This window comes from Mesorhizobium sp. M0800 (genome assembly GCF_040320095.1).
GTDB lineage: Bacteria > Pseudomonadota > Alphaproteobacteria > Rhizobiales > Rhizobiaceae > Mesorhizobium.
This window is the reverse complement of sequence record NZ_JAMYOZ010000036.1, coordinates 42,038-61,404: the sequence shown is the minus strand read 5'-3', so window position 1 is coordinate 61,404 and position 19,367 is coordinate 42,038. Positions and strand designations below refer to the sequence as shown.

Here is a 19,367-nt window from a genome sequence, read left to right as displayed (position 1 = left end):
CGCCCCCCCCCTCATACGGTGGGGCTCCCTAGGCGCAACTTTATCGTCCCCTTTAATTCCCACCCCCCCAAAGCCAAACGCGTTTGCCCAACCCCTCTCCCCCAAAAAACCGGGGCGCCCGTCCCCCCCGCCCCCACCAGGCTTGGGAGGCTTAGCGAGCCGCGGTCCAGCCCTTGTAATCCTTCAAATTGTCGGCCGTGATCAGCTTCGGGTCGAGCAGCACCGTCGGCTCGGCCGGCTTCTTGCCGGCAAGCAGGTCAGCCGCCATCGTCAGCGACTGGCCGGCCATCACATAGGGATCCTGCGAGGCCGAGGCCTTGATCATCGACGTGCCGGAGGCGAGTTCCTTCTCGATATCGGGTGCACCGTCGACCGCGGTGAAGATGAACTCCGAGCGGTTGAGCTGCTTGGCCGCAAGCTGGGCGCCGATCGCCGTCGGATCGTTGATGGCGAAGACCGCGTCGATCTTGTCGAAACGCGTCAGCAGCGACTGGAACACTTTCAGGCCGCCGTCACGCGAGCCTTCGGCGTTCTGGTCGTCGGAAAGGACCTTGATGTCGGGGTGCTTTGCCAGCACGTCCTTGCAGCCCTTGACCCGCTCCAGGATCGACGACGAGGCCGGGCCATTGAGGATGACATAGTCGCCCTTGCCGCCGGTATTATCGACCAGATACTGGCACGCCTCTTCGCCGGCCTTGACGTTGTTGGTCATCACGGTGACGTCGGCGCCCGGCGCCGAAACGTCGAAAGCGGCAACGACGATGCCGGCCGCCTGCGCCTTCTTCACCGCCGGCGCGATCGCCTTGGCATCGACTGCGTTGAGCATGATGACGTCGACACCGGCAGCGATGAAGGAATCGACCTGCGATACCTGCTTGTTGAGATCGTAGTCGGCCGATACCGAGGTCACCTGCACATTCGGGTTGATCTTCTTGGCCGCGTCCTCGATGCCCTTGATGGTGGCGACGAAGAACGGGTTGCCGAGCAGTCCGACCGAGATGCCGACCTTGTTCAGATCCTTTGCCGATGCCGGCGCGATTACGGCGGCCGCAAGGGCGACGCTGCAGAGCAGTTTAGCGATGGTCTTCATTGTTTTATTTTCCTCCTGATGCCCCGCGCCTCTCACGGTGCGTTACACATGAAACCGGCTCGTTGGATGCCGGCGACTAAGGGCCATCACGTTCTCGCTCCTGCCTGGAGCCGGTAACGGTCGAGGGCGACCGCCACGATGATGACCAATCCCTTGATGATGTACTGCCAGATGTCCGAAACACCGGCGAGGATGAGCCCGTTGGACAGCACGGCGATGATCAGGCCGCCGATCAGCGTGCCCCAGATCGAGCCGACACCGCCGACGAAACTGGTGCCGCCGAGGATGACTGCGGCAATGGCGTCGAGTTCGTAGGACTGGCCGAGCTGAAGCCCGTTGGCGGCATAGAGCCGGGCCGCCGACATGGCGCCGCCAAGGCCGGCCAGAAGGCCGGAAACGCCGTAGACGAAGAGCAGCACCAGCGGCACCTTGATGCCGGTCAGCCTGGCGGCCTCGGCGTTGCCGCCGACGGCGTAGATCCAGGTGCCGAGCACGGTGCGCTTGAGCACCAGCCAGGACAGGACGACGACCGCCAGCGCGATGATTACCAGCCACGGAATGCCGAACAGCGAACCGTTGCCGATGAAGTCGAACGGCAGGTCCGCGTTGAACACCGTCGTGTCCTGGCCGAGCAGGCGGGCGACGCCGCGCACGGCGGTCAGCGATCCCAGCGTGACGATGAACGGCGGCAGCTTGATATAGGCGATCAGCAGCCCGTTGATGACGCCGAAACCGAGCCCGACGAGAATGGCCGCGGGCACGCCCAGCAGTCCCCAATCGGGCACCAGCGACACCATCACCGCCACCATCGCCGAGGCGGCAAGGATCGAGCCGACGGACAGGTCGATGCCGCCGGTCAGGATGACGAAGGTCATGCCGGCGGCCAGCACGATGTTGATCGACGATTGCTGCATGACGATCAGCAGATTGGTCTGGGTGAAAAAGCGCGGATTGATGAACTGGAAGCCGACCGCCAGCAGGATCAGGATCGGCAGCATGCCGAGTGCGGCGATGGCGGTACGCCACCTCGTGCTCCTGCCGACCGCCCGGTCGTCCGCTTTCATCGTGTCGGCCACCTTGTCGGTCATCGCTGAGCCGCTCCCGTTGCAAGTTCCATGATCGCTTCCTGCCGCAGCGGCTCGCCCTCCGACGCCGTCACCTCGCCGGCAATGGTGCCGTCGCGCATCACCAGCACGCGGTCGGCGATGCCGATCACCTCCGGCAGTTCGCTGGAGATCATCAGGATGGCGATGCCTTTCTTGGCCAGGTTGTCGATCAGCCGATAGATTTCCGACTTCGCCCCGACATCGACGCCGCGGGTCGGCTCATCGAGGATGACGACCTGCGGCTCGGTTTCCAGCAGGCGGGCGAGCAGCACCTTCTGCTGGTTGCCGCCCGACAGCGAGCCGGCATTGGCCTGCACCGAGCTGGTGCGGATGGAGAGGTCTGACACCGCCTTGGCGGCGCGCTTTTCGGCAGCCGTGAAGTCGCGCAAACCGCCGGCGTTCGCGTCCTTTGCCAGCACGCCCATGCTGATATTGTCGGAGATGGACATGTCGAGAAACAGGCCAAGTTGCTTGCGGTCCTCGGTCAGGTAGGCGATGCCGGCATCGAGCGCCTCGCTCGGCGAACCGATGGATATCGGTTTGCCGCCGAGCTCCAGCGTGCCTGATGTGTGCCTGTCGGCGCCGAAGATCAGCCGTGCCAGTTCGGTGCGGCCCGAGCCGACCAGGCCGGCCAGTGCCAGCACCTCGCCCTTGTGGAGGTCGAAGGAACAATTCTTTATGAGATTGCCGTCCGACATGTCGCGCACCGACAGCGCGATGGCGCGCTTGCTGTCCGGCGGACGGTGATCCTTCTTGTAGAACGTCGACAGATCGCGCCCGACCATCATCGACACCAGGCGCGAGGCGTTCAGGTCGGCGCGGTCGAGCGTGCCGACATAGCCGCTGTCGCGTAGCACGCTGACGCGGTCGGCGAGCTGGTAGACCTCTTCCATGCGGTGGCTGATGTAGATGATGGCGATGCCTTGCGACTTCAGCGTTGCGATCACCTCGAACAGCCGGTCGGTCTCACGCGAGGTCAGCGACGTGGTCGGCTCGTCCATGACGATGATGCGCGCATTGGTCGACAGTGCGCGGGCGATTTCCACCAGCTGTCGCTCGCCGAGCGACAGGCTTGCGACCGGAGTGCGCGCCGAGAAGGTCACGCCGAGCCGCGCGATGATCTCGCTGGCGCGCCGATTGCACTGCTCGCGGTCGACAACGCCGAACCGTCGCGGCTCGTTGCCGAGAAAAATGTTCTGCGCTACCGACAGATTAGGCGCCAGCGACAGCTCCTGATAGATGACCGCAATGCCGGCGGCGCGCGCCTTGATCGGGTCGCCAGTCGCGGCCGGCACGCCGTCGATCAGGATTTCGCCGCCGGGGTCCGGCCGGTAGGCGCCGGACAGCACCTTCATCAGCGTCGACTTGCCGGCACCGTTTTCGCCCATCAGCGCGTGCAGCTCGCCGGCGTGAACGGTCAGCGACACATCGTGCAAGGCGCGGATCGCACCGAACGTCTTGGAGATGTGGCGCATCTCCAGCACCGGCTGGCGCACCGTCTCGATCCGGGCGGCGGCGCTCATCGCGCACCTCCTGCAGCTGCGCTGGCCACAGCCCGGTCGGCGGCAAGGCCGCGCCAGTCGTTGCGATAGCCGGCAAGGCCGCTGAAACTTGCCGCATGCACCGCCTCCGGCGCTTCGGTGGCAAACTCGCGTCCGACGCTTTCGAAGGCAAGTGCGGCAGCACCGGTGGCGCTGCCCTCCAGCGTTGCGCCCTGCAGGAAAGCCTGCCCGGGCCGCAACTGCGCCAGCAACGCGGCAAGCAGCCCGCCATTGTTCAGGCCGCCGTCGACGATCACTGTGTTGTCCGAATGGATCAGCTCGAGGCACAGATCGACCATCAGCGCGACATAGAGCAGCGCCATGGCCGCGCGTTCCTCGGCATTGGGCGTACGCCCGACCAGTTCGCCGCGGCGGTGCGGCATCGGGCCGCCGGGCGCGAAGCTCGGCAGCGCCATAATGCCGGCGTCGATCACCCGTTGTATCGATGACGGCGCGATTGCGCCCTGCCAGCCGGCGCTGATCGTGGCGAATTCGCGCCCGCCCATGAAGCGGACGGTTGGCACCGGGCCGCCATCGACATCGACATTGACCAGCATGTCGCGCTCGCCGTCGAGTGCATCGAGCGGGCAGTCCGGATTGAGCACGACCACCCAGGTGCCGGTCGAGACCACGGTCACCGGCCCGAGCTGCTGCCGGCGGTAGGCATGGAGCGCGGCATTGCTGTCGTGGACGCCATTATGGATGGCGACTGGCTTCGCGGCCTGGCCGAAGCGCTGCTCGCCGATCACCGCGCCGGCACGCTCGAAGGCGGGCATCTGGCCGCGCCAGCCCTCGGCATCGACCAGCGAGCTGAAATCGCGTTTGCGCGGCGCCCATAAATGCGAGTGGCAGCCAAGATACGACACTTCCGATACCGGCCGGCCGCCAAACCGCCAGCACCAATATTGGGGGTAGCCGAGGATCGATTTCGCTGTGGCGAAGGCACCGGGCTCCACCTCCTTCAGCCACAACATGTGGCGGCCGTAGTTGAAGCCAAGCGGCAGGCGCGGCGAAAAGGTCTCGGCAAAATCCGGAATGCGGCGGTCGATCTGCGCGGCGATTTCAGCTGGCGGTTCCTGCTCGTAATCGAGGATCGGATGCGTCAGCGCGGCTTCGTCGACCAACGCGAAGGTGCAGCCATGGCCGGATACCATCAGCCCTTCCACGCCATGCGTGTCGACTGCATCATCGATGGCGCGAGCCGCCCAGTCGTGCAGCGCTGGCTCGTCGAGCACGCTGAAGCCGCCTTTGCGGATCCAGCTCGGCTGGGTGCGGCGCTCGTCGAGGATCTGTCCGTCCTGGCCGAAGACGAACAGCTTCGAATTGGTCTTGCCGAAATCGAGGACGGCGATGTTCACTGGGCGCCTCCCGAGGAAGCCGCGATCCGCACCATGACGCCGGCATCTTCGAGCATGCGGGCATCTGTCTCGGACAGGCCGTCATCGGTGACCAGCGTGCCGATCCGCGACAGCGGCAGTGCCACATTGCGCGCGTGGATCGACAGTTTTCGGCTGTCGGCCAGCACGACGATCTGGTCGGCGCAGAGGCTGAGCTCGACGATCGAGCGGACCAGCAGCGGGTGCGATTCCAGAAGGCCTTCCTGGCCGATGCCTTGCGCGCCGAGAAAGAACTTCGAGGCGTAGAACGGCACCGTCTGCGTCAGCGAATGGATGATGCCCGGCTCGCGGTGCAGTTCGCCGCCGGCGACGGTGAGGCTGCAATGGCCGTGGTCGCTGAGATAGGCCGCGAGCGGCATCGAGTTGGTGTAGAGCCGGATGTTGCGGTCGGCGAGCTTGACGCCGAGATGGAAGCAGGTCGAACCGCCATGCACGATGACCGCGTCGCCGTCGCGCACCATGGTGGCGGCGAGAGCGGCGATCTGCCGCTTGGCCTCGACGGCGAGGTCGCGGTTCTCGTCATAGGGCCTGGCATAAGCGACGCCGGCTTGCGAAGCGCCATCGAGCGCCGAGATGCCGCCATAGACCTTGCGCGCTTCGCCGGCCTCGTCGATCTTGTCGATGTCGCGCCGCACTGTCGCCGCCGACACGCCAAGCCGCTCCTGCAGCTCGCGCACCGATGCGAAAGGCCGGTCCCGCAAAAGCTCGACAATCTGGCGCTGGCGGCCGGAGTCGCTCAACCCTTACCTCCCAATGCGCTTGCCTCCCAAGCATTTTGCACGCATTGCCATTTTGCACGGCAATTGGTGCAACTTACTCAACGCGCCTCGGATTGCAAGCCTGATCTGACGCGATAACATCACTGTTGACGTAACTTACTCGCATCTGCGATACCAGCGTCGGTCTTCGTCCCGGCACCGGGACGTCCAAAGCCGTGGCCACGCGGCAGGTTTGTGGAGGAATTTCGATGACGATCAGTGCGGATGCGCAGGAACTGGCAGCGCTGCGGTCGCTTTCGGCCGCCATCGGCAGCGACCCGCATCTGACCCAGGCCGCCGGCGGCAACACCTCGCTGAAAGCCGGCGACACGCTCTGGATCAAGGCCTCCGGCACCTGGCTGAAGGACGCGCTCATCGCGGACATCATGGTGCCGGTCGGCATCCCGCCATTGCTCGACGCCATCGAACGGCGCGACCCGGCCGCCGAACAGCCGCAGGCCTTCACTGTCGGCGCCCTCAACGCGCGCGGCTTGCGCCCGTCGATCGAGACCACCGTGCATGCGCTGATGCCGCAGCGCATCGTTCTGCATGTTCACTGCGTCGAGACCATTTCGCTGGCCGTGCAGGCCGACTGCGAGGCCGAGGCCGCCAGGCGGCTCGACGGCCATCAATGGGCGTATGTTCCCTATCGCCGGCCGGGACTGCCGCTCGCGCAGGGTATCGCCGAGCGCCTTCGGCCAGGCGTGGATATGCTGATCCTCGGCAATCACGGCCTGGTCGTTGCAGCCGAGACCGTCGCCGCGGCCGACATGCTGCTGCGGCGCGTGACACGACTGTTGGCGCGGCCGCCGCGCCAGGTGGCGGAACCGGACATCGCGGCATTGACGGCGCGCGCCGGCGACAGCGACTACAGATTGCCGGCGGACGTTGAGGCCCACGCGGTGGCGATCGACCACGAAAGCTGCCGCATGGCTTCGGGTGGCAGCCTCTACCCCGACCACGTCATCTTTCTCGGCGAAGGCTCGGTCGTGGCGAGACCGGACGAGGGTGTGAAGCGCGTCATCGAGCGCTGCGGCGCCGCACCCGTGGCGATCTTGTTTCCTGGACTCGGCGTGTTGATGCGCGGCGACGCCGGCGCCGGTGCCGAAGCCATGCAGCGCTGCCTTTCCGACGTGACAGCGCGGATCGATGTCTCGGCGAAGCTGAATTATCTGACAGCGGCGGAGAATGACGAGCTGATCAACTGGGACGCCGAAAAATATCGCCAGAAACTCAATGCCGGAGGCAGCTGACATGCCGCGTTCGTCTGGTCCGCTTGCCATCGGCATCGACATCGGCACATCCGGCGCGCGCGCCGTCGCCATGCGTTCGGATTTTTCCGTTGCCGCGCATTCCGCTATTGCCCTCGAGCGATTTGGGCCGAACGGCCGCGACCCCGCCATATGGTGGGAGGCGGTCGGCGCGACGTTGGCGGAACTGCTCAAATGTATCGATCGCGCGGCAGTGCGCTCGATCGCCGTCGACGGTACGTCGGGCACGCTGCTGCCGGTCGACGGCGCCGGGCGGCCGCTGGCCGAACCGCTGATGTACAACGACAAGGTCGCTGACGACACGATTCTGACAGCAATAGCCGGCGCGGCACCGGCAACGAGCGCTGCACTTGGGGCGACCTCCGGTCTCGCCAAGGCGCTGTCTTTCCAGCACCTGCCCGGCGTCGCCACTGTGCTGCACCAGGCAGACTGGATCGCCGGACAGTTTTCCGGCCGCTTCGATGTCAGCGACGAGAACAACGCCCTGAAGACCGGCTACGACGTCGAGGCCCGGCGCTGGCCGGACTGGATCGCGGCGACCGGCGTGCGCATGGAATTCCTGCCCCGCGTCGTCCGGCCGGGCGATGTCACGGACACGCTCACCGCCAGCGCTGCGAAAATGTTCGGCCTGCCGCGCGACGTGGTTATCGTTGCCGGCACGACGGATGGCTGCGCCTCATTCCTGGCGACCGGCGCGAGTGCCGCGGGCGACGGCGTTACCGCGCTCGGCTCGTCGCTGACCATCAAGATCCTCTGCGACCGGCCGATCTCGGCGCCGCAATTCGGCATCTACAGCCATCGGCTGGGTGACACCTATCTGGCGGGCGGCGCCTCGAACTCCGGCGGCAAGGTGCTGGCCCAGCATTTCCCCGTCGCCCGCATTGTCGAACTCAGCAAAAAAATCGACCCGGCGACGAAGACCGGCCTCGATTATTACCCGCTGCCGGCGCCGGGCGAACGCTTCCCCATAGCCGATCCGGCGCTGCCGCCGCGCCTCGAGCCGCGGCCCGCCGACGATGCCGACTATCTGAAAGCGATGTTCGAGGGTATTGCGGCGATCGAAGCGCTCGGCTATCGCCGGCTTGCCGAACTCGGCGCCCCCCGGCTGACATCGGTCAGGAGCGTCGGCGGCGGTGCGGCCAATCCGGCCTGGACAGCGATCCGGCAGCGCAAGCTTGGCGTCGCTCTCGTGCCGGCTCTTTCGGAGGAGGCCGCTGCCGGCACGGCGCGGCTGGCGCTGATGGGCGCAAGCGCAGCGGGGCTTTTATGACGGCCAAGGCAATTCAACACCTCGACGGCATCGCCGCGCTGACCGACCGCTATCAGGTGTTCCTGCTCGACCAATTTGGTGTGCTGCACGACGGCACCAGCGCCTATCCAGGTGCTGTCGAAGCGTTGTCGGCACTCAAGCGCGCCGGCAAGACCATCGTACTGATCTCGAATTCCGGCAAGCGGGCGCAACCCAATGAGCGCCGCCTGCTGAAGCTCGGCTTCGAACCGGGAAGCTGGGATCACTTTGTCTCCTCCGGCGAGGTGGCGTGGCGCTCCTTCCACCAAATGGCAGCATCCGGAGCCCTGCGCCCGCAGACAAAATGCCTGCTGATCCGCCGCGACAATGACCGTTCGGCTGTCGACGGCCTGCCCTTCGTCCTGGCCAAGGACGGCGACGATGCCGAACTGGTGCTGATTTCCGCCAGCGAGGGCGATCGCTACGACCTCGACCATTATCGCCGGCTTCTTGGTCCGGCGGCGGCGCGGCGGGTGCCATGCTTCTGCACCAATCCCGACAAGATCATGTTGACTGCCGTCGGCCCTCGCTTCGGCGCCGGCCGGCTCGCCGATCTCTATGAGCGCCTCGGCGGCAGCGTGGCGCGCATTGGCAAGCCCAATCCGCAGATATTCGAGGCAGCGCTGGCACTGGCGGGCCACCCGGAGCGCGACAGCGTGGTCTGCGTCGGCGACAGCGTCGAGCACGACATCGCCGGCGGCAACGGCGTCGGCGTCGCGACGACGCTGGTCCTGTCGGGCATATTGGCGGGGGCGCCTGACCTGGAGGACGTTTTCGCCACGCTGAATGCCCGTCCCGACTACATCGCGGATAGCTTCAGGATTCGCTGAGTTGTTAAGGCGAGACAAAGCTAATCCAGGTTGAAACGCCCGATCACCGGCACATGGTCCGAGGGCCGTTCCCAGCCGCGCGCCGGCCGCAGGATTTCATAGCCGGCAAAATGCGGCACCAGGTTTGGCGACGACCAGACATGGTCGAGGCGGCGGCCGCGATTTGAGGCCTGCCAATCCTGGGCGCGATAGCTCCACCAGGTGTAGAGTTTCTCCTCGTAAGGCACATTGAGCCGCATCAGGTCGATCCAGTCGCCGGCGAGCCGCATTGCCTCGAAGTTTTCCGTCTCGACCGGCGTATGGCTGACGACATTGAGGAGCTGCTTGTGCGACCAGACATCGTGCTCGAGCGGCGCGATGTTGAGGTCGCCGACCAGGATCGAGCCGGAGTGCTCGTCATGCTCGGCGCGGACGGCGTTCATCTCGGCAACGAAATCGAGCTTGTGCTTGAACTTGCGGTTGACGGCCGCGTCGGGCTCGTCGCCGCCGGCCGGAACGTAGAAATTGTGCAGCAGGATCGTTTTGCCGCCGGCGTTGACGGTGACCGACAGATGCCGGCTGTCGTCGATCTCGCAGAAGCGGCGCTTTTCGACCACCTCGATCGGCCGCCGCGCTATGGTGGCAACGCCGTGATAGCCCTTCTGGCCATGGAAGGCGATGTGCTCGTAGCCGAGCTTGCGGAACGCCTTCTCCGGAAACAATTCGTCCGGAACCTTGGTTTCCTGCAGGCAGAGCACGTCCGGCGCCTGCTCGACCAGCAGGCGTTCGACGATCGGCATACGCAGCCGGACGGAGTTGATGTTCCAGGTAGCGACGGAGAACGGCATGTGGGGTTCCGGACAACGCAAGATCCGCCGGATGGCTCCGACGGAAGTCAATCGCGGAAACTACTGCCAGCCGCGCACCGCAAAAACAAGCCGCCCGCACCAACGCGGAAAAGCCATCCCGCAGCAGTAGCAAGTTACCGCGTCTTGGTGTTCAGCTCGCGGTTCGCCGTATAGTCGATGGCGAAGGTGTCGGGGGCGAAGCTGACGCCCTCCTTGGTGTTGAAGATCATCACCGTCGTGTCCTTGCCTTGCGCATCGGTGATGGTCCACTGCCGCAATTCATAAGATTTCGGATCGAACATCATGGTGATCTTCGAATTGCCGAACACCGATTTGTCGGCAAGCTGGATGGTGGTGAGATCGTCCTCTTCCTTGACGCTTCTGACGCGCCCGCCCGACAGATCGATCTTGTCGTCGAGCAGCAGCTTCAGCGGCGTCTTCGACAGCGGATAGAGGTCGGAGGTCTGCAGCTTCTTGTTGAGGATGACCACCGACTTGCCGTCGGAAATCACCCTGAAATTCGAGGCGCCGTCGTAATTGAAGCGGATCTTGCCCGGCCGTTCCAGAAAGAACTTGCCGCCGGTCTGCTCGCCCTTGGGTCCGAACTGCACGAACTCGCCGCTCATCGATTTGACCGAGGAGAAATGATCGGCGATCTTCTGCGCCGTCGCCGGAACCGCTGCTTGCGCCGACGCCAGTAACTGGAAGCCGGGCACGAGGTTGGCGGCCGCCGCACCGGCCAGGACCAGGCCGAGGCCGAGCACCTGCCGGCGGGTTGGGGCGAAATCCCTGCTTGGGGCGAGAGTTGCGTTTTTCATGCCGGTCACCATCATCTGATTGCTTGCTCGTTATATTGGTCTGGCCCCCCAGTTGGGCTTAAGTTTGGCGGGCCGCACGGCGCCCGCCCGCTGCAACGCGCCAAAAGGTTCAAAGTTGCCGGCGCGGACGCGCTCTAGAACTTGTCGTCCTCCGTCGGCACCAGGATTTCGCGTTTTCCGGCATGGTTGGCCGGGCCGACAATGCCTTCCTTCTCCATCTTCTCGATGATCGAGGCGGCGCGGTTGTAGCCGATGCCGAGCCGGCGCTGGATGTAGCTGGTCGAGGCCTTGCCGTCGCGCAGCACCACCGCGACCGCCTGGTCGTAGGGATCGTCGGAATCCTCGAAATTACCGCCGTCGCCGCCGCCACTGCCTTTGCCCGTCGGCTCATCGTCATCCTTGTCGTCGTCCTCGGTGATGGCGTCGAGATATTCCGGCACGCCCTGCAGCTTCAGATGCGCGACAATTTTCTCCACCTCGTCGTCGGAGACGAAGGGACCGTGCACGCGCTGGATGCGGCCGCCGCCGGCCATGTAGAGCATGTCGCCCATGCCGAGCAGCTGTTCGGCTCCCTGCTCGCCCAGGATGGTGCGGCTGTCGATCTTCGATGTCACCTGGAAGGAGATGCGGGTCGGGAAATTCGCCTTGATGGTGCCGGTGATGACGTCGACCGACGGCCGCTGCGTCGCCATGATGACATGGATGCCGGCGGCGCGCGCCATCTGCGCCAGGCGCTGCACCGCGCCTTCGATGTCCTTGCCGGCGACCATCATCAAATCGGCCATCTCGTCGATGATGACGACGATGTAGGGCATCGGCTCGAGGTCGAGGTTCTCCGTCTCGTAGATCGCCTCGCCGGTTTGGCGGTCGAAGCCGGTCTGCACGGTGCGCGAGATCCTTTCGCCCTTTTTCTCGGCCTGCTGCACGCGCGCGTTGAAGCCGTCGATGTTGCGGACGCCGACCTTGGACATCTTGCGGTAGCGGTCCTCCATCTCCCGCACGGTCCATTTCAGCGCCACCACCGCCTTCTTCGGATCGGTGACGACCGGCGTCAGAAGATGCGGAATGCCGTCATAGACCGAGAGCTCCAGCATCTTTGGATCGATCATGATCAGCCGGCAGTCCTGCGGCGTCAGCCGGTAGAGCAGCGACAGGATCATGGTGTTGATGGCGACGGACTTGCCCGAGCCGGTGGTGCCGGCGACCAGCACGTGCGGCATTTTGGCGATGTCGACGATCACCGCCTCGCCATTGATGGTCTTGCCCAGCGCCAGCGCCAGCTTGGCCTTGGTGGTTTCGAAATCGCGGCTGGCCATGATCTCGCGCAAATAGACCGTCTCGCGCCTGGCGTTCGGCAATTCGATGCCGATCGCGTTGCGGCCGGGCACCACGGCGACACGGCAGGCGATGGCGCTCATCGAGCGGGCGATGTCGTCGGACAGGCCGATGACCCGCGACGATTTGATGCCGGGCGCGGGTTCCAGCTCGTAAAGCGTGACGACCGGACCCGGACGGACATGGATGATTTCGCCCTTGACGCCGAAATCCTCCAGCACGCCCTCGAGCAGGCGGGCGTTCTGCTCCAGCGCGTCCTTGGACAGGCTGGCGTCGCGCACCACGTTCTTTGGTTCCGACAGGAAGTGCAGCGACGGCATCTCGAATTTCTCCGAGCCGATCAGCGAAGTCTGCGCCTCGCGCTGGACGCGGGCGCCGGGGGCCGGCCGCGGCGCCGGCGCCTCGACGCGTGTCGCCGCGTCGGAACGGAAGTTCTGCACCTTGGCCGTTGGCGCGGCGCGGCGCTGGCCGGCCGGCTCGGGCGCGAAATCCATGTCGTCGTCATTGTCGTCGTTATCGAAGACGTCGGCATCGTCAGGGTCGATCGAGGCACTGCGGTCGTTGACCATGGCGGCGAAGAATTCCGGCTCGACGCGGGCGCGCCCGCCCGGGCTCATCCGCGCCTCGGCGAACTCGGCCGATTCGACCCGTTCGGCCGCCCGCCGCCAGGCGCTGGGGCGCGGTTCTATCTCCGGCTCGAAATCGTCGCGCTCGCGCCGGCGCGCGGCGCGGCGGCGCAGATAGGCCCGCAGCGACAGCCACCAGTGGGTGATGGCGCCAAGCGCCAATATACCTTCGTCGCCCTCGTCCTCTTCATTGTCGAAAAGCAGGTCGTCCTGCGGATCGGGCACTGCAGGCTGTTCGAGTACCGCAAAGCCGTTCTTGCGCGAAATCAGCGCCGAGCCATACAAGAATACCCACAGCGCCGGCGCTGCCAGGAGCACGGCGAGCACGCTGGCGACGAGGCCGGTCGGATAGCCGCCGATGACCAGGCCCGGGATATTGAGCACCATGTCGCCGAAGACGCCGCCGAGGCCGGTCGGCAGCGGCCAGGTCTTGGGCGGCACCACGCAGCCGGCAATTGCCGCGCCAAGCAGCGAAAACCCGAACCAGGCCAGCGCCCGTTTCGGCAGCCGGTCGACGCCGCGCGCGGTAAACAGCAGAAATCCCCAGATCACCGCCGGCACCAGCGCCGCAACGGCGGCAAGTCCGAAGAACTGCATGGCAATGTCGGAAAAGACGGCGCCGGCATAACCCATTGCATTGGTGACGATATTGTCGGTGGCGTGCGAAAAGCTCGGATCGGCGACGTTCCAGGTGGCAAGGGCGGCGACGCCGAAGCCAACCAGAGCAAACAGCCCGGCACCGACCAGGCGCCCGACCTGGCGCCTCGCGAACGCCCGGATGCCGTGCCCCGTATCGGCCAGCGCAAGCGGTGCTGAAGCCCCTGAACGCATGCTCTTCCTCGTCTGTCGTTGCCCGGCCGGGCGCGGACGCGCAACACGGCAGATTCGGCTGTCAGACTAGCGGCGGGAAGGTTAAGGGCGCATTAACCATGGGCATTCTGCGTCACCGGAACGGGCGACCGCCACCACAGTTCGGAGCCGCTGCGGCCGCTGTTTCACGCCGCCGGCGGATCGAGCACCTTGATCAAGCGATTGTGATCGAGCCATAACGGCCGACTGCGCACAAAAAAGAGGCCCGGAAGGTTTCCGGGCCTCAAGGCGTGAGCCCTTTCGGGAGCATCACGACGGGATCTTCCCGGCACCGGCAAAACGCCGGTGCCAGCCAATAAACCTCACGGCACCACTTCGCCGTGCTGGCTGATGTCGAGGCCTTCGACCTCTTCCTGGGTGGAAGGACGCAGGCCGACCAGCGCCTTGACGATATAGAGGATCACGAAGCTCGCGATCGCCGTCCACAGGATGGTGAAGACGATACCGTAGAGCTGCTTGCCGACAGAGGCACCCGAGCCAAGGCTGTTGATCGCCGGATCGGCGAGCACGCCGGTCAGCAATGCACCGATGATGCCGCCGATGCCGTGCACGCCGAATGCATCGAGCGAGTCGTCATAGCCGAACGCGTGCTTGAGCTTGACGGCCGAGACGTAGCAGAGCACGCCGGCGACGATGCCGACGATGAAGGCGCCGGTCGGATTGACGAAACCGGAAGCCGGCGTCACCGCGACCAGGCCGGCGACGGCGCCCGAGATGATGCCAAGAATGCTCGGCTTCTTGGCGACGATCCATTCGGCGAACATCCAGGCGAGCGCCGCAGCGGCAGCGGCAACCTGGGTGTTCAGCATCGCGGCACCGGCAAGGCCGTCGGCGGCCAGTTCCGAGCCGGCGTTGAAGCCGAACCAGCCGACCCACAGCAGCGAAGCGCCGATGACGGAGTAGACGAGGTTGTGCGGCGCCATGTTGGTGGTGCCGTAGCCTTCACGTTTGCCGAGAACCAGCGCGCAGACCAGGCCGGCAACACCGGCATTGATGTGAACGACCGTGCCGCCGGCGAAATCGAGAACGCCGGCTGTGCCGAGGAAGCCGCCGCCCCACACCCAGTGCGCGATCGGGGCGTAGACCACCAGCAGCCACGCGCCCATGAAGATGAGCAGCGCCGAGAACTTCATGCGTTCGGCGAAGGCGCCGGCAATCAGCGCCGGCGTGATGATGGCGAAGGTCATCTGGAACATCGAGAAGACGAACTCAGGAATGTTCGCCACGCCCGGCAGCCACAGCGAGGAGGTGGTGATGCCGTTGTGGAAGAACTTCGAGAAGCCGCCGAGATAGGCATTCATGCCGCCGCCATCCGAGAAGGCCAGCGAGTAGCCGAACATGAACCACAGCACCGTCACCAGACAGGTGATGGCAAAGCTCTGCATGATGGTGGCGAGCACGTTCTTTTTGCGCACCATGCCGCCATAAAACAGCGCCAGGCCCGGTACGGTCATCATCAGCACCAGCGCCGTCGAGGTCAGCATCCAGGCTGTGTTGCCGGTGTCGAGCGCGGGCGCAGGGGCAGCCGGTGCCGCCGGTGCCGCTTCCTGCGCGAACGCAGCAACCGTGCCCAGTGCAGCGAGAGCGAGCGAACCTAAAACGGCCGCGCGTCCCGTTATCTTCAAGGTGGAAGGAATATTCATTGAACTCTCCATTGGAATACGTATCCGCAGCTCAAAGCGCGTCGGTGTCTGTTTCGCCGGTGCGAATGCGCACCGCCTGGTCGATGCCGAAAACGAAGATCTTGCCGTCGCCGATCTGGCCGGTCTTGGCCGCCGCGGTGATGGCTTCGACGGCCTTGTCGACCATGTCGACAGCGACCGCGACTTCGATCTTGATCTTCGGCAGGAAGCTGACCGCGTATTCCGCCCCGCGATAGATTTCCGTGTGCCCCTTCTGACGTCCGTAGCCTTTTACTTCGGTGACGGTCAGGCCCTGGATGCCGACTGCGGTGAGCGCCTCGCGCACCTCGTCGAGCTTGAACGGCTTTATGATTGCCATCACGATCTTCATAAGGTTTCACCCTTTGCTGTTGCGGGTCCCCGCGTTTGCACGACTTCGCCGATCCCCATGAGAGCCGGAGAGTGCCCGCTAGGATTCAAGCTCCGTGCCAATTGCCGAAGCAGGGTGTTAAGCTGTTGTTAAACAAGGAAATCGGGAAGGTTTGTCGACTGCCTGTTCACAGGCGCGGCAGTGCATATGCTTAAAAAATAGGCAAATTTCGAAAAATGCCTACTCCGCAGGCGGCCGCTTCAGCCGGATGAGTCCTTCTTGGGCAACCGAGGCGATCAAGGTGCCGTCGCGGGCAAACAGCGAGCCGCGGGTAAAGCCACGCGATCCTTGCGTCGACGGGCTGTCTTGCGTGTACAGCATCCAGTCGTCGAGCGGATGGCTGCGGTGGAACCACATGGCGTGGTCGAGGCTGGCTGCCTGGATATCACGATCGAAAATGGCGCGGCCATGGGCAAAGGTCGAGGTGTCGAGCAGCGTCATATCCGAGAGGTAAGCGAGCACGGCCGCCTGCGTGGCGCGGTCGGCCGGCACCGGGCCGGTGGTGCGGATCCAGATGTTCTGCTTCGGCTCGAGCTTTTCCCGGCTGGTATAATGCTTCAGCATCACCGGCTTCATCTCGATCGGCCGGTCGCGCTCCCAATAGCGCTTGATGCCGTCGGGCACGGCTTCGCCGAACTTGCCCAGCAATTCGCGCTGCGACAGCAACGTGTCGGGCGCCGGCACGTCCTGCGGCATCGGCACCTGATGTTCCAGGCCGACCTCATCCTGCTGGAACGAGGCTTCCAGCGAAAAGATCGCCTGGCCGTGCTGGATCGCCACGACGCGGCGCGTGGTGAAGGAGCCGCCGTCACGGATGCGGTCGACCTCGTAAATGATAGGCACCTTGGTGTCGCCCGGCCGCATGAAATAGCCATGCAGCGAATGCACGTGGCGCTCGGGCTCGACCGTTCGCTGCGCGGCGACCAGCGCCTGGGCGATGGTCTGGCCGCCGAAGATGCGCTGCCAATCGAGCTTGGGGCTGCGACCACGATACAGGTTGTGTTCCAGCTGCTCGAGGTCGAGAATGCCGAGAAGCTCGTCCATGGCTGCCGTCATCTTGACCTCGCCGCAAAATTACCATGGCGGTTTCCGACAGGAACAGCGGGCAGTCAAGGGCGGAATGCCCGGCGACAGTCAGGCTGCGAAAGGAATTGCCCATGGTCGACAGCAAGAATTCGCTCGACGTTCTGGTCGCCGGCGCCGGTTATATCGGCTTGGCCGCCGCCGTGTCGCTGAAGCAGGCGCGGCCGAGCCTCGCCGTCGCCATCGTCGATGCAGCACCCGCCGGCGTCTGGCAGCAGGACGGCCGCGCCTCGGCGATTGCCGCCGCCGCGTGCCGCATGCTCGACCAGCTCGGCGTCTGGAACGAGATCGCGCCGGAGGCGCAGGCAATCACCGAAATGATTGTCACCGATTCGCGCACATCCGATCCGGTCCGCCCGGTGTTCCTCACCTTCGACGGCGAGGTCGCGCCCGGCGAACCCTTTGCGCATATGGTCGCCAACAAGGATTTGAACGGCGCCTTGCGCCGGCGCGCCGAACAACTCGGCATCGGCATCATCGAAGGCGTCGCCGTCAGCGCCTTCGACATCAACGGCGCCGGCATAACCGTGCATCTTGCCGACGGCGCGACGCTGAAGGCGCGGCTGCTGGTTGCCGCCGACGGCGTCAATTCGAAGCTGCGCGACATGGCCGGCATCAAGACGGTGAAATGGGAGTATGGCCAGTCCGGCATCGTCTGCACGGTGGCGCACGAGCGGCCGCACAACGGCCGCGCCGAAGAGCATTTCCTTCCCGCAGGCCCGTTTGCCACGCTGCCGCTCAAGCCGGGCAAGGACGGCACCAACCGCTCGTCGATCGTCTGGGTCGAACGGTCGCAGGATGCCGAGAAACTGGTCAGTGGCGACGCGCTGGTCCTGGAATATGAGCTCGAGCAGCGCTTTGGCCTGAAACTCGGAGAAATCCATATCGCCGACAAGCCGCGTGCCTGGCCGCTCGGGCTGATCATTGCGCGCGCCTTCGTCGCGCCGCGCATCGCCTTGGCCGGCGACGCCGCCCACGGCATCCACCCGATCGCCGGCCAGGGTCTCAATCTCGGCTTCAAGGACGTGGCGGCGCTGGCCGAAGTGGTGGTCGAGGCCGACCGGCTCGGCCAGGACATCGGCGCGCTCGACGTGCTCGAGCGCTACCAGCAATGGCGGCGTTTCGACACGGTGCAGATGGGCATCACCACCGATGTGCTGAACCGGATGTTTTCCAACGATTTCGGCCCGCTGCGCACTTTGCGCGACATCGGCCTCGGCCTCGTCGAGCGCATGCCCCGGCTGAAGGGGTTTTTCATCCGCCAGGCGTCGGGTCTGTCCGGCGACACGCCGAAACTGTTGAAGGGCGAGGCGATCTAAACAGGCCCTGAAGCTTCCCAACTTCGTCATCCTTGGGCGTAGCGACGCGAAGCGAAGCGGAGAGAAGACCCCAGGATGACGAAGCGATCAGGCGTCTCGGCTTAATCGCCATGCGGTCTGCCAAATTTCCGTGTCAGGGAACTTAGTTGACCTCGAAGCCCAGCTTCTGGCGCAGCCGCAGCATGCGCTGGTCGGGAATCTGCAGGTTTTGTCCGCCGGCTTCCGCCGCACGGCTGACCATCCGCAGCAGATCGCTCCTTTCGGCCGCGTCGAGCCGTTCGCGCAGGAACGGCGCCAGCTTGTCGATGACGATCGTGGCATCATCGATCTGTGACGCCGCCCATTTGGCGTAGATCACGGCTTCATCGGTCTGCTTTTTGTCGGCGATCTCCGAGATCACCGATCGAATGGCGGCTTCGCGTTGCGGCAGCACAGGACCATGCTCGGAAACAATCGCGGTGATCAGCGTCGCAGCGGCGACGACCGGATCGTCGATCGCCGTCAGCGGCGAGAGCGCCGCCTGCTTGCGCAGTTTCTTGCGGCGGACATTGCCCTGGACGCGGCCAACGACGTCGGCAACCTCACGCGCCGCGTCGTTCATGGTCTTCAGCCGGTACCACCAGAACGCCGCTGCCCCCAGCAGGCCGATAGCAGCAATCAATATATGCATGCCCAAGATCCCCCAATCTCGGGCGACGATAGGAGAAGTATTGCTTCGCTTCAACACGCAAAAGTTGCGTCGATCTGCGCCAGTCATCGGCCGCCATCACTTTGCTAAGGATCTTATCGGGACATCCCTACGACCCCGGCACGTTGTAGATCGCCCGCACCTCGATCGTGCCGATTTCGGCGAGCGGAATCTCGCCCGCGATCTCCAGCGCCTCGTCGAGGCTCTCGGCCTCGATCATGAAGAAACCGAGCAACTGCTCCTTGGTTTCGGCGAAGGGGCCGTCGGTGACCAGCCGCTTGCCCTTGCGCCTGCGAACGGTTTTCGACGTTTTCACCGATTGCAGCGCCTGCGCGATGATTAGCATCCCGCGTTGGTCCAATGACCGGTCATGAGCCATCGAATCGGCGTCGAGCTTGGCCAGCGTCTCGGGCGTCATTGCGTAGAGATCTTTTTCTTCACCATAGACCAGGCAAACATACTTCATTT

Annotated in this window: 17 protein-coding genes; 4 read left to right on the top strand and 13 right to left on the bottom strand. The window is 64.8% G+C overall.

Translation table 11 applies throughout. The features are described 5' to 3' along the window. Positions 1 to 151: 151 nt before the first annotated feature. From NKI18_RS29025 to NKI18_RS29005, 5 genes are all read right to left on the bottom strand, one after another. Entirely contained in the window at positions 152 to 1,090 is a 939-nt protein-coding gene (locus NKI18_RS29025; RefSeq protein WP_352620412.1) for an ABC transporter substrate-binding protein, read from the bottom strand. Positions 1,091 to 1,176: 86 nt separating this feature from the next. Then, positions 1,177 to 2,154, bottom strand: a complete 978-nt coding sequence (locus NKI18_RS29020; protein ID WP_502894527.1) for an ABC transporter permease subunit — start codon at positions 2,152 to 2,154, stop codon at positions 1,177 to 1,179. A gap of 20 nt (positions 2,155 to 2,174) precedes the next feature. After that, positions 2,175 to 3,719: a sugar ABC transporter ATP-binding protein gene (locus tag NKI18_RS29015; protein ID WP_352620410.1), complete on the bottom strand. Its 1,545-nt coding sequence runs from the start codon at positions 3,717 to 3,719 to the stop codon at positions 2,175 to 2,177. Further along, positions 3,716 to 5,095, bottom strand: a complete 1,380-nt coding sequence (locus NKI18_RS29010; protein WP_352620409.1) for an FGGY-family carbohydrate kinase — start codon at positions 5,093 to 5,095, stop codon at positions 3,716 to 3,718. The genes NKI18_RS29015 and NKI18_RS29010 overlap by 4 nt, the downstream gene beginning before the upstream one ends. Continuing rightward, complete coding sequence (locus tag NKI18_RS29005) at positions 5,092 to 5,874, bottom strand: DeoR/GlpR family DNA-binding transcription regulator (protein WP_023680486.1); 783 nt, start codon at positions 5,872 to 5,874, stop codon at positions 5,092 to 5,094. Before NKI18_RS29005 ends, NKI18_RS29010 begins: the two co-directional genes overlap by 4 nt. Positions 5,875 to 6,101: 227 nt before the next feature. Between NKI18_RS29005 and NKI18_RS29000 the strand changes: the two genes are divergently transcribed. Genes NKI18_RS29000 through NKI18_RS28990 form a run of 3 tightly spaced genes read left to right on the top strand, consistent with a single transcriptional unit; the run spans position 6,102 to position 9,281 of the window. After that, complete coding sequence (locus tag NKI18_RS29000; RefSeq protein WP_352620407.1) at positions 6,102 to 7,145, top strand: class II aldolase/adducin family protein; 1,044 nt, start codon at positions 6,102 to 6,104, stop codon at positions 7,143 to 7,145. 1 nt (position 7,146) lies between these two features. Then, positions 7,147 to 8,433 (top strand): FGGY-family carbohydrate kinase, encoded by a 1,287-nt coding sequence (locus NKI18_RS28995; protein ID WP_352620405.1) that lies wholly within the window; start codon positions 7,147 to 7,149, stop codon positions 8,431 to 8,433. Beyond that, entirely contained in the window at positions 8,430 to 9,281 is an 852-nt protein-coding gene (locus tag NKI18_RS28990) for a TIGR01459 family HAD-type hydrolase (protein WP_352620403.1), read from the top strand. Before NKI18_RS28995 ends, NKI18_RS28990 begins: the two co-directional genes overlap by 4 nt. A 20-nt stretch (positions 9,282 to 9,301) precedes the next feature. On the opposite strand, the gene NKI18_RS28985 is transcribed toward NKI18_RS28990, so the two are convergent. The 6 genes from NKI18_RS28985 to tesB all read right to left on the bottom strand — a co-directional run bounded on the left by NKI18_RS28985 (position 9,302) and on the right by tesB (position 16,865). After that, entirely contained in the window at positions 9,302 to 10,108 is an 807-nt protein-coding gene (locus tag NKI18_RS28985) for an exodeoxyribonuclease III (RefSeq protein WP_352620401.1), read from the bottom strand. A gap of 134 nt (positions 10,109 to 10,242) precedes the next feature. Next, a complete protein-coding gene (locus NKI18_RS28980) occupies positions 10,243 to 10,926 on the bottom strand; it encodes an outer membrane lipoprotein carrier protein LolA (protein ID WP_352620399.1) in 684 nt (227 codons plus the stop codon). 134 nt (positions 10,927 to 11,060) lie between these two features. Continuing rightward, positions 11,061 to 13,718, bottom strand: a complete 2,658-nt coding sequence (locus NKI18_RS28975; protein ID WP_352620397.1) for an FtsK/SpoIIIE family DNA translocase — start codon at positions 13,716 to 13,718, stop codon at positions 11,061 to 11,063. A gap of 341 nt (positions 13,719 to 14,059) precedes the next feature. After that, positions 14,060 to 15,382, bottom strand: coding sequence for an ammonium transporter (locus NKI18_RS28970; RefSeq protein WP_352620416.1), 1,323 nt, complete (start codon positions 15,380 to 15,382; stop codon positions 14,060 to 14,062). 49 nt (positions 15,383 to 15,431) lie between these two features. Beyond that, on the bottom strand, positions 15,432 to 15,770 hold the full coding sequence (locus NKI18_RS28965; protein WP_023679755.1) for a P-II family nitrogen regulator: 339 nt from the start codon (positions 15,768 to 15,770) through the stop codon (positions 15,432 to 15,434). Positions 15,771 to 15,989: 219 nt separating this feature from the next. After that, positions 15,990 to 16,865 (bottom strand): acyl-CoA thioesterase II, encoded by an 876-nt coding sequence (tesB, locus tag NKI18_RS28960; RefSeq protein ID WP_031212697.1) that lies wholly within the window; start codon positions 16,863 to 16,865, stop codon positions 15,990 to 15,992. A gap of 101 nt (positions 16,866 to 16,966) precedes the next feature. Between tesB and NKI18_RS28955 the strand changes: the two genes are divergently transcribed. Then, complete coding sequence (locus NKI18_RS28955) at positions 16,967 to 18,211, top strand: ubiquinone biosynthesis hydroxylase (RefSeq protein ID WP_352620395.1); 1,245 nt, start codon at positions 16,967 to 16,969, stop codon at positions 18,209 to 18,211. A gap of 142 nt (positions 18,212 to 18,353) precedes the next feature. Here the strand turns inward: NKI18_RS28955 and NKI18_RS28950 are convergent, their stop codons facing one another. Next, positions 18,354 to 18,881 carry a hypothetical protein gene (locus NKI18_RS28950; protein ID WP_352620393.1) on the bottom strand — a complete coding sequence of 176 codons (528 nt, stop codon included), beginning with the start codon at positions 18,879 to 18,881 and terminating at the stop codon, positions 18,354 to 18,356. A 127-nt stretch (positions 18,882 to 19,008) separates the two neighbouring features. Beyond that, positions 19,009 to 19,365, bottom strand: coding sequence for a YciI family protein (locus tag NKI18_RS28945; protein ID WP_352620391.1), 357 nt, complete (start codon positions 19,363 to 19,365; stop codon positions 19,009 to 19,011). Positions 19,366 to 19,367 lie beyond the last annotated feature (2 nt).

What these genes read in the sequence shown, in the direction of transcription:
- NKI18_RS29025 (WP_352620412.1), bottom strand. Translation starts at nt 1,090, where the DNA reads ATGAAGACCATCGCTAAACTGCTCTGCAGCGTCGCCCTTGCGGCCGCC.
- NKI18_RS29020 (WP_502894527.1), bottom strand. Translation starts at nt 2,154, where the DNA reads ATGAAAGCGGACGACCGGGCGGTCGGCAGGAGCACGAGGTGGCGTACC.
- NKI18_RS29015 (WP_352620410.1), bottom strand. Translation starts at nt 3,719, where the DNA reads ATGAGCGCCGCCGCCCGGATCGAGACGGTGCGCCAGCCGGTGCTGGAG.
- NKI18_RS29000 (WP_352620407.1), top strand. Translation starts at nt 6,102, where the DNA reads ATGACGATCAGTGCGGATGCGCAGGAACTGGCAGCGCTGCGGTCGCTT.
- NKI18_RS28995 (WP_352620405.1), top strand. Translation starts at nt 7,147, where the DNA reads ATGCCGCGTTCGTCTGGTCCGCTTGCCATCGGCATCGACATCGGCACA.
- NKI18_RS28990 (WP_352620403.1), top strand. Translation starts at nt 8,430, where the DNA reads ATGACGGCCAAGGCAATTCAACACCTCGACGGCATCGCCGCGCTGACC.
- NKI18_RS28985 (WP_352620401.1), bottom strand. Translation starts at nt 10,108, where the DNA reads ATGCCGTTCTCCGTCGCTACCTGGAACATCAACTCCGTCCGGCTGCGT.
- NKI18_RS28980 (WP_352620399.1), bottom strand. Translation starts at nt 10,926, where the DNA reads ATGAAAAACGCAACTCTCGCCCCAAGCAGGGATTTCGCCCCAACCCGC.
- NKI18_RS28975 (WP_352620397.1), bottom strand. Translation starts at nt 13,718, where the DNA reads ATGCGTTCAGGGGCTTCAGCACCGCTTGCGCTGGCCGATACGGGGCAC.
- NKI18_RS28965 (WP_023679755.1), bottom strand. Translation starts at nt 15,770, where the DNA reads ATGAAGATCGTGATGGCAATCATAAAGCCGTTCAAGCTCGACGAGGTG.
- tesB (WP_031212697.1), bottom strand. Translation starts at nt 16,865, where the DNA reads ATGACGGCAGCCATGGACGAGCTTCTCGGCATTCTCGACCTCGAGCAG.
- NKI18_RS28955 (WP_352620395.1), top strand. Translation starts at nt 16,967, where the DNA reads ATGGTCGACAGCAAGAATTCGCTCGACGTTCTGGTCGCCGGCGCCGGT.
- NKI18_RS28950 (WP_352620393.1), bottom strand. Translation starts at nt 18,881, where the DNA reads ATGCATATATTGATTGCTGCTATCGGCCTGCTGGGGGCAGCGGCGTTC.
- NKI18_RS28945 (WP_352620391.1), bottom strand. Translation starts at nt 19,365, where the DNA reads ATGAAGTATGTTTGCCTGGTCTATGGTGAAGAAAAAGATCTCTACGCA.